At 73.4% G+C, this 12,535-nt stretch carries 7 protein-coding genes; 2 read left to right on the forward strand and 5 right to left on the reverse strand.

Annotated features, from left to right (window positions below; translation table 11 throughout):
* Positions 1-85: 85 nt before the first annotated feature.
* The 4 genes from SRB17_RS16315 to SRB17_RS16330 form a co-directional block, all read right to left on the reverse strand.
* Complete coding sequence (locus tag SRB17_RS16315; RefSeq protein ID WP_153539191.1) at positions 86-1,846, reverse strand: serine/threonine-protein kinase; 1,761 nt, start codon at positions 1,844-1,846, stop codon at positions 86-88.
* Between the two features lie 149 nt (positions 1,847-1,995).
* Positions 1,996-4,929, reverse strand: coding sequence for a protein kinase (locus SRB17_RS16320; RefSeq protein ID WP_323375669.1), 2,934 nt, complete (start codon positions 4,927-4,929; stop codon positions 1,996-1,998).
* A gap of 162 nt (positions 4,930-5,091) precedes the next feature.
* Positions 5,092-7,218 carry a protein kinase domain-containing protein gene (locus SRB17_RS16325; protein ID WP_153539193.1) on the reverse strand — a complete coding sequence of 709 codons (2,127 nt, stop codon included), beginning with the start codon at positions 7,216-7,218 and terminating at the stop codon, positions 5,092-5,094.
* 195 nt (positions 7,219-7,413) lie between these two features.
* Entirely contained in the window at positions 7,414-9,123 is a 1,710-nt protein-coding gene (locus SRB17_RS16330; protein ID WP_323375670.1) for a glycerol-3-phosphate dehydrogenase/oxidase, read from the reverse strand.
* Between the two features lie 281 nt (positions 9,124-9,404).
* Here SRB17_RS16330 and SRB17_RS16335 point away from each other — a divergent pair, with 281 nt between their 5' ends.
* Together SRB17_RS16335 and SRB17_RS16340 are read left to right on the forward strand one after the other, a co-directional pair.
* On the forward strand, positions 9,405-10,613 hold the full coding sequence (locus SRB17_RS16335; protein WP_153539195.1) for a nucleotide sugar dehydrogenase: 1,209 nt from the start codon (positions 9,405-9,407) through the stop codon (positions 10,611-10,613).
* 145 nt (positions 10,614-10,758) lie between these two features.
* A complete protein-coding gene (locus SRB17_RS16340) occupies positions 10,759-11,322 on the forward strand; it encodes a hypothetical protein (RefSeq protein WP_153539198.1) in 564 nt (187 codons plus the stop codon).
* A 64-nt stretch (positions 11,323-11,386) separates the two neighbouring features.
* Here the strand turns inward: SRB17_RS16340 and SRB17_RS16345 are convergent, their stop codons facing one another.
* Positions 11,387-12,511 carry a GuaB3 family IMP dehydrogenase-related protein gene (locus SRB17_RS16345; protein ID WP_323375671.1) on the reverse strand — a complete coding sequence of 375 codons (1,125 nt, stop codon included), beginning with the start codon at positions 12,509-12,511 and terminating at the stop codon, positions 11,387-11,389.
* Between the last annotated feature and the right edge of the window lie 24 nt (positions 12,512-12,535).

The raw sequence follows: 12,535 nt of genomic DNA on the forward strand, positions 1-12,535 counted from the left end.
CCAAGCAGGGCCGATCGACCAGCCATTTTCGGCCGTATGAGACGCCGTCAGCAGTGCTTCCGGCCGCCGCCGTCCGAGAGAACGGTCACTGCGGCTCTTGCCAGCCCTGCAGCACTGCTGTGAATTGCTTGCTCGTCTTCGCCCAGTCCGCCGCGGGCGACGAGATGTAGATCGCGTACTCGGTGCCCTCCCGGGACATGTACGTCTCCTCGACGGCGCGCCGCGGTCCCGGGAAGGGCGTGACCTTCGGCAGGTCGGTCCAGGTGCACTCCCAGACGGAGCCGGCGAGATCACGGTAGATGTTCTTCTCCAGCCGGACGCGGTGATAAGCGACCAGCCGCTTCGAGAGCTGTACCTCCAGAGAGAGCTGGTGCGAGTAGGCGTCCTTGAAGTCCGGCGAGGTGTCGATGGCGATACGGACGAAGTGCTTGCCGCCGTCGGGCGTGTAGTCGACCTGCCGGAGACCGTCGGCACCGCCCGGGACACCGACGACCTTCCGCTTCCACCCCTTGGGCAGGTAGACGGTGAAGCCCCAGGGGTCGGGGTAGGCCTTCCACGAGGCGGGCACGGTTCCGTTGCGGCCCGGCGTGGCGCTGCCGCTCGCCGAGGGCGAGTCCGTGGCCGGGCCCGCGCCCCCGCTCGACCCGGTGTTCTGCGCCCTGCCGCCCCACTCCTGGAAGGCGACCGCCGCGCCACCGCCGAGCACCGCCGCGGCGGCGACGACGAGGGCGAGGGTGCGCAGCCGGCGGCGGGGCCGGGGCCGTACCGGCGCCGGGCCCTGCGGCGTGGGCGCCACGGCCGTCGGCCCGGTCATGGGACGGCCCGGACCCCCCGGTGCTCCGGGGCCGTGGCCGTGGACGGTCCCCGTGGAGCCGTAGCCGGAGGTGGGTCCCGTGGGGCCGTAGCCGGAGGTGGGGCCCGTGGGGCCGTAGCCGGAGGTGGGGCCCGTGGGGCCGTGACCCGAGGTGCCCGGCCCGCCGGTGAGCAGGCCCGAGCCCTGGGTCGGGATGAACGCGTGGGCCGTGTGCGGGCGGCGGCCCTCCGCCGCCTCGGCGAGCATCTGCTCGGCCTCCTCCGCGCTCGGCCGGCGCTCCGGTTCCTTGCGCAGCAGGGCGGATATCACGAGGCCGAGCGCACCGGCGTGGCGCGGCTCGTCGGCCTCCTCCTCGACGACCGCCTGCATGGTGCTCAGCGGTGAGGTGCGGCGGAACGGCGAACGGCCCTCGACCGCCGTGTACAGCGTGGCGCCGAGCGCCCACAGGTCCGAGGCCGGGCCGGGGTCGTGGCCGCGCACCCGCTCGGGCGCGAGATAGTCGACCGAGCCGACGACCTCTCCGGTGCGGGTGATGGTGGAGTCGCCCTCGATCTGCGCGATGCCGAAGTCGGTGAGCAGGACCCGGCCGTCCCGGCCGAGGAGGACGTTGCCGGGCTTGACGTCCCGGTGCAGCACCCCGGCGGAGTGCGCGGCGCGCAGCGCCCGCAGCACCCACAGCCCGATACGGGCGGCCTCCCCCGGCTCCAGCCGCCCGCGCTCCTTGACCTCGTCGGCCAGCGAGTTGCCCTCGACCAGCTCCATGACGATCCACGGGCGGCCGTCGTGTTCGAGGACGTCGTGCACGGTGACGACGGCGGAGTGGTTGATGCGCGCGGCGGCGCGCGCCTCGGCCCGGGTGCGGGCGAGCAGCACGGCCCGGTCACCGTCGGAGACGTAGAGCGCCGCGGTCAACTCCTTGACGGCGACCGTCCTGTGCAGCACCTCGTCGTGGGCGCGCCACACCCGGCCCATGCCGCCGCTGCCGATGGAATCGGCGAGCCGGTAGCGGCCCGCTATGAGCAGGCCCTGCATCTGATTCACGTTGCCCCGCAATGCTCTTGACAGGGTCAGACTAAGGACCGGTCAACCGACAGGGAACCAGCGGGGTACCAAGGTGACAGCACTGTGACGCTTGTCGCCGCCGGAATCGGCCAGGACCGGTCGACCGGTATACAGGGCGCTCAACCCGTGTAGCGGTACGTCGCCGTGGCCTGCTCGTAGAGCTGTGTCACCTCGTCGCGCTGAGCCTCCGGGCCGCGCACCTGGATGAGGTGGTAGCGGCCGTTCAGCAGGATCGCCATGTTGCGCACGAACAGGTCGCGGCCCTGGCCGTCGGTCCAGGTGAACTGTCCCTCGGCCATGGTCCGCCCGCCCACCTCGATGGTTCTCAGACCGGTGGCCGTGGCCCAGCTGGAGTCGCGGTACGGCTGCAGCTCGCTCTCCTTGTCCCGCTGGTAGCTCATCGGGTCACTGCCGTACGCCGCCGCGCTGTCCCTGCCCGGTACGACGATCAGCTCGAAGTTCCCGTGCGCGTAGATCACCTGGCCGCTGCCGTTCTTCGGGGTGCGGCCCCAGCCCTTGGCGACGGCGATCTGGAACCCCTCCGGATCCTTGCGCAGGGTGAAGCCGTCGGCGACGGACGCGTCGCCGCCGGTCTGGGGCTGGGTCTCGGTGGCGGGCGCGGACGCGGAGGGGCTGCCGCCCTGCTCGGCAGGGGGCTGGTGGGTGGCCGGGGGCGCGGGACCGGCCTCCCCCGCGCTGCCCGTGCGGTCCGTGCTCCCCGCCGCCCCGCTCTCCCCGTGCTTGGGCATGAACAGCATCGCGTAGGCGATCGCGCCGGCCAGCAGAAGCAGAATCAGCAGGAGCAGGGTCCGCCCGAGACTGCGCGGCGAACGCGCCTCCTCCCGGGCGCGCTTGTGCCGGCCGTGCGGATGGGTGTCGGGCAGCCCCACACGCCGGCGCCGCACCAGCTCACCGCGGCGCCGGACGATCGGCAGCCGGCTCGGGTCGGCGGGCGGCACCGGTACGACATGGGTGCCGGCGTCCGGCTCGGGCGCGGAACGCACCAGTGAGCGCAGCCAGCCGCTCAGCTCCTCGACGTCCAGGCGCTCGGTGGGGTCCTGGCGCAGCAGCGACTCGACGACCGGCCGGAGCGGGCCGCACTCCTCGGCGAAGGCGGGCGGCTCGGCACACACCAGCTGCACCAGCTCGGCCGTCGACTCCTCGGGGTAGGGCGCGTGCCCTTGCACGGCCCGGAACAGCAGCGCGCCCAACGCCCACAGATCAGTGGCGGGCCCGATCGGCGCCGCCAGCTGCCAGTTCTCGTGCACGGGCCCGGCCTGCTCCGGCGCCCACCGCTCGGTCACCGGCCCGACGACGGTCATCCGCACCTGCCGCGCCCGCTCGGCAGCCAGGGCGGTCCCGGGATCACGCCGGACACCGGCCGCTCCGGAGGCGGTCCATTGGGGGTGGGTGGGGTGGAGGCCGCTGTGGTGGGTGGTGCCGGGGGCCCTGTGCTGTTGTCGGACGGGGCCGATGTCGCGCGACGGCGAGTCCGGGAGGTGAGCCGGGCCGGTGGCACCCGAGGGCGGGGTCAGGCCCTGGCGGGCCGGACCGGTGCCGTAAGGGGGCAGATCGGAACCCCGGCGGGCGGGGGTGGCGGGGTCAGGGGCGGGGGCCTGGCCGGGGACGGTCGGGTGGCCGTGGCTCGGGTTCGCCGAGGGGAGTCCGGGGCGCTGTGGGGCGCTGCCCAGGGCCCGGGAGGCGCCTCCGGCAGCGGGGCGCGGTGAGGCGCCGTGCCAGGGGGCACCCTGTACTCCGTAGGGGTCGGCGATGCGTCCGGGCGGGGTCGTACTGCCCGGACCACCGGAGTACGGCGGCTGCGGCGTGCCGTCGGCCCGGGCGGCGCCGGCGTCGCCCTCGGCGGGCGGCCGGGCCCCGGGCAGGGCTGCGCGCCCGCTCTGCCGGGCCTCCTGCACCCGGGCGGCGGCCCGGGCACCCGCGCGGTACGCGGCGATGGCGCCGGCGCGGGCGGCGCGGATGTCCGTACCGTTCTCCAGGGGCCCTTGCCCCGCCGGGCCGGGCACCCCGGTCCCGCCGGACACCCCGTTCGCTCCCGGTACCGGCAGCCCTCCGGCCGCCCGTGCCTGGATCGCGGCCCGGCGTGCAACCTCGGGGTCGACGTGCGCGGACGGCACACCGCCCGCTGCGGCCGCATCACCGGCCATACCGCTCGGCCGGTCGCCAATGCCGGGGGAGTCCCCGGGGGCTCCGGCAAAGGGAGTCCCACCCGGGCCCCGGCCTGCTCCCGGACCACCCGGCCCCGGAGGCACATCCAGGCCGCCGCCCGCCCCCGGAGGAACGCCCTGGCCGCCGGCAGCCCGAACGGCCGCCCCGGGACCGGCATCTGGAACGGCGCCCGGACCGGTCGGCCCGGCCTCCGTCCCCGCTCCCCCGCCGGCCGCCTCTTCCTGTCCCTCCTGGGCGGGCACCGGGTCGTACCCGCACAACGCCTCCTCCGCGGCGCCGACGGCGAGGCCGGTCAGCATCACGCGGCCGTCGTCGCAGACGAGCACCGTGCGGGCGGTGATGTTGCGGTGCACCCAGCCATGGCCGTGCAGCACCCGGAGCGCCATGAGCACGTCGGCGGCGACCTCGGCCGCCCGGTACGGCGACAGCGGCTGCTCGGCGAGCAGCGCGGCCAGCGGGCGCGCGGCCACCCACTCGCTGACGATCCACAGCGAACCGCCCTCGGCGAACACGTCGAAGACCTGGTCCAGGCGCGGGTGGTCGGGGATGCGGGCCGCGGCCTGCGCGGCCTCGACGGCACGCCGCACGGCCGGGTCGGCGGGCCGCCGGGTGGCGGTCCGGGCGTCCGGCGTCCGTCGGCCCCCGGCCCCGCCGGCCCCGCGCTCACGCGCGGTGAACCCCTCGGGCAGCCCCTCCGCGTCGAGCACCTCCGCCTCGACGACCTCCGGCAACGGCACCTGCCGGACGAGCACCTCCTGACCGCTGTAGGTGTCGAAGGCGCGGGTCTCGGTGAGTTCGTACTCGTCGGAGGGCAGCGACGGCAGGCGGTAGCGGTCGGCGAGCACCCGACCCGCGTAGTCGTCCACGTTGCCTCCCCGGCCGCCCGGTCGGTCACATCCGTTCGCCTCGCGACCCGTTTCGCACACACTTCCGGCTGCGTACGGTCTGCAACCATTCACGATACGTGCCGGAGGCAACCCGCACCGAGTGGATGACGGATTCTCACGCCCCGAACCGGGGCCAGGCTCCTACGCCTTGGGCTCGAAGGAGGCCGTGAGCGTCTTCCAGGTGTCCTTGCGCAACCCGCTGTCCCAGTTCGCGGCCTTCGCTGTGTACATCAGTCCGTAACCGAGATGGCCGTTGACCACGAACCCACGGTCGATGGTGCGGTACTTGGTGCCGCCGTCGGCATAGGTGAACTCCCAGTCGGCCGTGTTCCAGCTGCGGTAGTCGACCTTCTCTATCCGGATCTTGTGGTACTGGGAACGCACCATGTAGCGCTCCTGGTTCTCCCAGTCAGCCACCGGGTCGCTCTTGGGGCTGCTGGTCCAGCCGATGAGCAGCTTCTGCCCGTCGGGACCGGTGTAGCGGTCGCCCGCGGCGCCGGTGGACTGGTACGACCAGCCCTTGGGCAGCCCGATCGAGTAGCCCTGGCCGCCCTTGCGGGTCGAGACCACGGGCGCGCTCCCGCCGTTCTTGGCACCGGACTTGCCGGAGTCGGCCGAACCCGAGTCGTCGGTGGACGCGCCGGTGTCGACGGCGGTGCCCGAGGCGGAACCGGTCCCGGACGACGACGGGCCCGACCCATCCGCCCGCGCCCCGCTGCCGGTGCTCTTGTCACCCTTGTCCTGCTTGGTGGACGCACTGGTACTCGCCGCCGCCCTGGCCCCGCCGCTCTTGCCGTCCTTGCCGCCGCCGCTCAGGGCGATGGCCAGGACCGTGCCGAGCACGGCGAGGGCGACGACGACCGCGATGATCACCAGCGTGCGCTTGGGCACGACATCGGTCAGCGGCGCCCTCGGCACCTGCCGCGTCCGCAGGTCCAGGTCCGGCGGTGGCACCACGGGCCAGCCCGAACTCGGCTTGTTCGCGCTGGAGTCCGGCACGCCGGAGGCACCCGAGGGGCCGGAGGCGCCGACGGCAGGACCCGCCTGTCTGCCGGCGGATCCGGCGCCGGACCCCGTGGCGGAAGCGGGCCGAGCCCCACCGGAGGTGGCCGGCCGTGCTCCACCGGAGGTGGCCGGCCGAGCCCCGCCCTGGGCGGCGGGACGTGACCCGCCGGCGGCGGCACCGCTCGCACCCGTGGCTTCACCGGCGCCCGGCGCGGCCGTGTCGCCACCGCTCTTCGTCCGGGCGGACGCGGCTGCCGTCGCCGCCCCGGCCGCCTTGCGGACCGAACGCAGCGCGCCGCGCAGCTTCTCCCCGGCCTCCTCGCCCCGCCTGCCCTCGGACGAGCCCGGCTGCGGCGGCAGCGGCACCACCCGCGTGGCGTCCATCGGCTCCGGCTCGGGCCGGTGGATCACGGCGTTGAGCATGGCCCGGGCGCTCGCGTCGTCGAGCCGCTCGGCCGGGTCCTTGGTGAGCAGGCCGTAGATGACGTCCTTGAGCGGGCCCGCGTTCTTGGGCTCCTCCAGGGGCTCGGTCATCACCGCGGTGAGGGTGGCGATCGCCGAGCCCTTGTCGTACGGGGGCACGCCCTCGACCGCCGCGTACAGCAGGCCGCCGAGCGACCACAGGTCGGCCGCCGGCCCCGGCTTGTGGCCGCGGGCGCGCTCGGGGGAGATGTAGGAGGGGGCGCCGACGAGCATGCCGGTGGAGGTGATGGACGGGTCGCCCTCGACCTGCGCGATGCCGAAGTCGGTGAGCACGACCCGGCCGTCCTCGGCGATGAGCACGTTCGACGGCTTCACGTCCCGGTGCAGGATGCCCTCGCGGTGCGCGGAGCGCAGCACGTCGAGGACGGCGAGCCCCACCTCGGCGGCGCGCTTCGGTTCCAGCAGGCCGTCCTCGCGGATGGCCTCGGCGAGGGACTTGCCCTCCACCAACTCCATGACGATCCAGGGCCGGTCGTCCTCGTCGACCACGTCGAAGACCGTCACCGCGCTGTTGTTGCGGATCCGGGCGATGGCCTTGGCCTCGCGCAGGGTGCGCGTGATCAGCCGCCGCTTCTCCTCCTCGTCGATGTTCGACGGGAACCGCAGTTCCTTGACGGCGACCGTCCGGCCCAGGGTCTCGTCCTCGGCGCGCCAGACCGTGCCCATGCCGCCGCGGCCCAGCACGTCTCCCAGCCGGTACCGCCCGGCGAGGAGACGACGCTCGCTCCGGTCCTGACGAGTCCCCTGACGAGATGTGCCCGCCCGCTCCGCCTCCGACATGCGTCCCCTCATACCACCCGCCCTGACAGAGCCTCCATTGTCTCTCACTCGACAAGTGGCCAACGCCCAGGGGGCCCTTCGCCGCGGGCGGGAGCCGGTGCACCGGTTTCGATGAAATGCGCCTGGTTTCGCCGGGGGTGACGGGCGTTCGGCTGCCGCCGGGCACCCGCTCGCGCCGGTTTCAGCCGCGCCCCGTCATGTGAGCGGGACAATGTCCGGCGCTCCCAGCCTCGCCGCGTCCGCCGTCAGGTCGTCGGGCTGGCGCTGGGACTCGCGCTCGGCCTCCACCCGCTTCTCGTAGTGCTCGACCTCGCGCTCGACCTGGTCCTTGTCCCAGCCGAGGACCGGTGCCATCAGTTCGGCCGCCTCCCGGGCGCTGCGGGTGCCCCGGTCGAAGGTCTCGATGGAGATGCGGGTGCGGCGGGTGAGGACGTCGTCCAGGTGCCGGGCGCCCTCGTGCGAGGCGGCGTACACCACCTCGGCGCGCAGATAGTCGTCGGCCGCCTGCAGCGGCTCGCCCAGGCCGGGGTCGGCGGTGATGAGGTCCAGGACCTCCTCGGCCAGCGAGCCGTACCGGTTCAGCAGGTGCTCCACACGGGCCACGTGGAGCCCGGCGCGGGCGGCTGTGCGGGCCCGCGCGTTCCACAGTGCCTGGTAGCCCTCCGCGCCCAGCAGCGGGGTCTCCTCGGTCACACTGTCGGCGACCCGCATGTCCAGGCCGTGCACCGCCTCGTCGACCGCGTCCTTCGCCATCACGCGGTAGGTGGTGTACTTGCCGCCCGCCACGACCACGAGTCCCGGTGCCGGATGAGCGACCGTGTGCTCCCGGGACAGCTTGCTGGTGGCGTCGGACTCCCCGGCGAGCAGCGGGCGCAGACCGGCGTACACGCCCTGCACGTCGTCGCGGCCGAGCGGCACCGCGAGCACCGAGTTGACGTGCTCCAGCAGGTAGTCGATGTCGGCGCTGGACGCGGCCGGGTGGGCCTTGTCGAGGTTCCAGTCGGTGTCGGTGGTGCCGACGATCCAGTGCCGGCCCCAGGGGATGACGAACAGGACGGACTTCTCGGTGCGCAGGATCAGGCCGGTGGTGGAGTGGATGCGGTCCTTGGGCACGACGAGGTGGATGCCCTTGGAGGCGCGGACGTGGAACTGGCCCCGCTCCCCCACCATGGCCTGTGTGTCGTCGGTCCACACCCCGGTCGCGTTGACGATCTGCTGGGCGTGGATCTCGTACTCCCCGCCGCCCTCCACGTCCTGCACCCGGGCGCCGACCACTCGCTCGCCCTCGCGCAGGAACCCGGTCACGCGCGCGCGGTTGGCCACCTTCGCGCCGTAGGACGCCGCCGTGCGCACCAGGGTGGCCACGAAGCGGGCGTCGTCCATCTGGGCGTCGTAGTACTGCAGGGCGCCGACCAGGGCGTCCTTCTTCAGGCAGGGGGCGACGCGGAGGGCCTGACGGTGGGTCAGATGGCGGTGCAGGGGCAGGCCCCGGCCGTGGCCTCGGGCCATGGACATCGCGTCGTAGAGCGCGACGCCCGAGCCGGCGTAGAGCCGCTCCCAGCCCTTGTGCTGCAGCGGGTACAGGAACGGCACCGGCCTGACCAGGTGCGGGGCGAGCCGCTCCAGGAGCAGTCCGCGCTCCTTCAGGGCCTCGCGGACGAGCGCGAAGTCGAGCATCTCCAGATAGCGCAGACCGCCGTGGATCAGCTTGCTGGACCGGCTGGAGGTGCCGGACGCCCAGTCGCGGGCCTCGACCAGACCGGTGGACAGTCCGCGCGTGACAGCGTCCAGCGCGGTGCCCGCGCCGACGACTCCGCCGCCGATCACCAGCACGTCCAGCTCCCGCTCCGCCATCGCCGCCAGCGCCTCGGCGCGCTGCGTCGGCCCCAGAGTCGCTGTCCTCACGCTGCCTCCCGCTGTCGCAGACTCGCTCGCGTGGGCCGCACCCCGGTGGGCGAAGCCCGGCTACTCCCCTCCTCCTGCCCAAATTCTGACCGGCTTGCCCGACTTGAGCCACCGCGCGTTCCCAACCTGTGGACAACTCGCACGCAACCGTCGGAAGACACACGAACAGAATCACACATAACAGTCATATGTGTACCTAGTCTGACATTGCACGCGCTGATCCTGTTCACAGCGGTTGCGTGCCTGTCCCGCTTCGGCTATCGGGAAGGACGCCCCACGCCATGCCCGCAGACCTCGCCGTCATCGGACTCGGCCCCTACGGCTTGCCGCTCGCCCAGACCGCTGTCGCGGCAGGCATCCCCACCATCGGTTACGCCACCGGCCCCGAGGCGGGCTCGCTCAGCCCCGCCGAGCTGCGCCGGATGCACTCCGGAGGGTTCCGGCCCGGCACCGACCCGGCCCAGCTCGGCCGGGTGCGCACGGCGGTGATCTGCGCGCCGACCCCGCGCGGCGCCGACGGCGGACTCGACCTCGGCCAGGTGGAGGCGGCCGCCCGCGCCCTCGCCGAGCAGCTGCGCCCGCACACCACGGTCATCCTTGAGTCGCCGGTGCTCCCCGGCACGACCGAGGAGTTCCTGCGCCCCCTGCTGGAGGAGGGCTCGGGGCTGCGCGCCGGCCGCGACTTCCACCTCGCCTACTCGCCCAGCCGGGTCGACCCCGGCAGCCGCGACCACGCCCGCGCCAACACCCCCAGGGTCATCGGCGGCCTCACCTCCGCCTGCACCGAGTCGGCCGCCGCCTTCTACGGCCGGCTCACCGACAAGGTGGTACGCGCGCGTGGGCTGCGCGAGGCGGAGACCGTACAACTGCTGGAGACCAACTTCCGGCACGTCAACATCGCGCTCGTCAACGAGATGGCCGTGCTCTGCCATGAGCTGGGTGTCGACCTGTGGGACGTCATCCGGTGCGCGGAGACCAAGCCCTTCGGCTTCCAGGCGTTCCGGCCGGGCCCGGGCGTCGGCGGGCACGGCGTGGCGCAGGACCTGACCGGCCACGCCACCCGCACCCTGCGGATGGTGGAGCTCGCCCAGCAGGTCAACAGCCGGATGCCCCGGTACGTCGTCCAGCGCGCGGCCACCCTTCTCAACGAGCACGGCAAGTCCGCCCGCGGCGCGCGCGTGCTGCTGCTCGGCGTCACCTACAAGGCCGACCTCGCCGACCAGCAGGGCACACCGGCCCAGGAGATCGCGATCCGGCTGATGGAACTGGGCGCCTCGGTGAGCTATCACGACCCGTACGTGCCCGCGTGGAACGTCCTGGACCGGCCGGTCCCGCGCGCGGACTCGTTCTACGAGGCCGCCGCCGACGCCGACCTGACGATCCTGCTCCAGCAGCACCGCACCTACGACCTGCAGGGGCTGTCGGTGAAGGCCCAGTTGCTGCTGGACACACGCGGGGCCACCCCCACGGGGGCGGCGCACCGGCTCTGAGCCGGTCACGAACGGAAAACAGCCTGGGGCGTTGTCGTCCCCGGCTGTTAATCTCCCCCGGACTCGCCGCACACGCGTGTGCCGGGGGTTTTCCGTTTTCCGTTTTCCGTCTTCAGTCGTGCTTCACATCGGGGGGATTCCTGTCATGAGCCAGTCAGCTCCACCGCCGCAGTCGCCGCAGCCCGGTCCGGTCGACGGCAACCCGTACGCGCAGCAGGCCGCGGCCGGCGCGCCGTACCCGCCCCAGGCGGGCGCCCCCGTTCCCCAGCCCGGCGCTTTCGCCCCGCCCGCGCCGCCCGCACCGGGCCAGAACAACCTCGTCCTCGGGCTGGTCGCCGCGGTCGTCGCCGCCGTGGCCGCCGCGGCTCTCTACGGCGTCATCATCGGCGCCACCAAGCACGAGATCGGCTACGCGGCCGTCGGCGTCGGCTTCGTCGTGGGTGTCGCGGCGGGCAAGGCTGGTGGCCGCAACCCTGCCCTGCCGGTGGTCGCCGCCGTCCTCGCGCTCGGCTCGGTCTACGTCGGCCAGCTGGTCGGCGAGGCCATGATCATCGCCGACTATGTACACGCGGGCTTCTCCGAGGTCTTCTTCGATCACCTCGGCCTGGTCCAGGAAGCCTGGAAGAAGGACGCCGACCCGCTGACCTTCCTCTTCTTCGGCATCGCCGGGTTCGCCGCGTTCTCCGGCACCAGGAAGGCCGCCGCGTAACGCTTCCCGCAAGCGGCAGGGCCCGGCCACCTCCTCGGTGGCCGGGCCCTGTACGTCGTCCGCGTCAGCGGCGGTGCTGGCTGTCCGCGACGGTCACCTCGACCCGCTGGAACTCCTTCAGCTCGCTGTAGCCGGTCGTGGCCATCGCGCGGCGCAGGGCGCCGAAGAAGTTCATCGAGCCGTCCGGGGTGTGGGACGGGCCGGTGAGGATCTCCTCGATGGTGCCGACGGTGCCCAGGTCGACCTTCTGGCCGCGGGGCAGCTCCTCGTTGACCGCCTCCATGCCCCAGTGGTGGCCCTTGCCGGGCGCGTCCGTGGCGCGGGCCAGCGGGGAGCCCATCATCACCGCGTCGGCGCCGCAGGCGATCGCCTTGGGCAGGTCGCCGGACCAGCCGACACCGCCGTCCGCGATCACGTGCACGTACCGGCCGCCGGACTCGTCCATGTAGTCACGGCGGGCCGCCGCCACGTCCGCGACCGCCGTCGCCATCGGGACCTGGATGCCCAGCACGTTGCGCGTGGTGTGGGCGGCGCCGCCGCCGAAGCCGACCAGGACGCCGGCCGCGCCGGTGCGCATCAGGTGCAGGGCCGCGGTGTAGGTGGCACAGCCGCCGACGATCACCGGGACGTCCAGCTCGTAGATGAACTGCTTCAGGTTCAGCGGCTCGTGCGAGGACGAGACGTGCTCCGCCGAGACCGTCGTACCGCGGATGACGAAGATGTCCACACCCGCGTCCACGACCGCCTTGGAGAACTGGGCGGTGCGCTGCGGGGAGAGCGCGGCCGCCGTGACCACGCCGGAGTCGCGCACCTCCTTGATGCGCGCGCCGATCAGCTCCTCCTTGATGGGAGCCGTGTAGATCTCCTGCAGGCGGCGGGTCGCCTGCTCGGCCGGCAGCTCGGCGACCTCGTCCAGCAGCGGCTGCGGGTCCTCGTACCGCGTCCACAGACCCTCGAGGTTGAGCACACCGAGGCCGCCCAGCTCGCCGATGCGGATCGCGGTGGCCGGGGAGACGACGGAGTCCATGGGGGCGGCCAGGAAGGGCAGCTCGAAGCGGTAGGCGTCGATCTGCCAGGCGATCGAGACCTCCTTCGGGTCCCGCGTACGGCGGCTGGGGACGACGGCGATGTCGTCGAAGGCGTACGCCCGGCGGCCGCGCTTGCCGCGCCCGATCTCGATCTCAGTCACGTCTGTAGGCCTTTCCCTATGCGT

Origin of the sequence: Streptomyces sp. RB17, assembly GCF_009604455.1 — a bacterium.
GTDB lineage: Bacteria > Actinomycetota > Actinomycetes > Streptomycetales > Streptomycetaceae > Streptomyces.

What these genes read in the sequence shown, in the direction of transcription:
- SRB17_RS16315 (WP_153539191.1), bottom strand. Translation starts at nt 1,846, where the DNA reads ATGCAGGGCCTGCTCATAGCGGGCCGCTACCGGCTCGCCGATTCCATC.
- SRB17_RS16325 (WP_153539193.1), bottom strand. Translation starts at nt 7,218, where the DNA reads ATGTCGGAGGCGGAGCGGGCGGGCACATCTCGTCAGGGGACTCGTCAG.
- SRB17_RS16335 (WP_153539195.1), top strand. Translation starts at nt 9,405, where the DNA reads ATGCCCGCAGACCTCGCCGTCATCGGACTCGGCCCCTACGGCTTGCCG.
- SRB17_RS16340 (WP_153539198.1), top strand. Translation starts at nt 10,759, where the DNA reads ATGAGCCAGTCAGCTCCACCGCCGCAGTCGCCGCAGCCCGGTCCGGTC.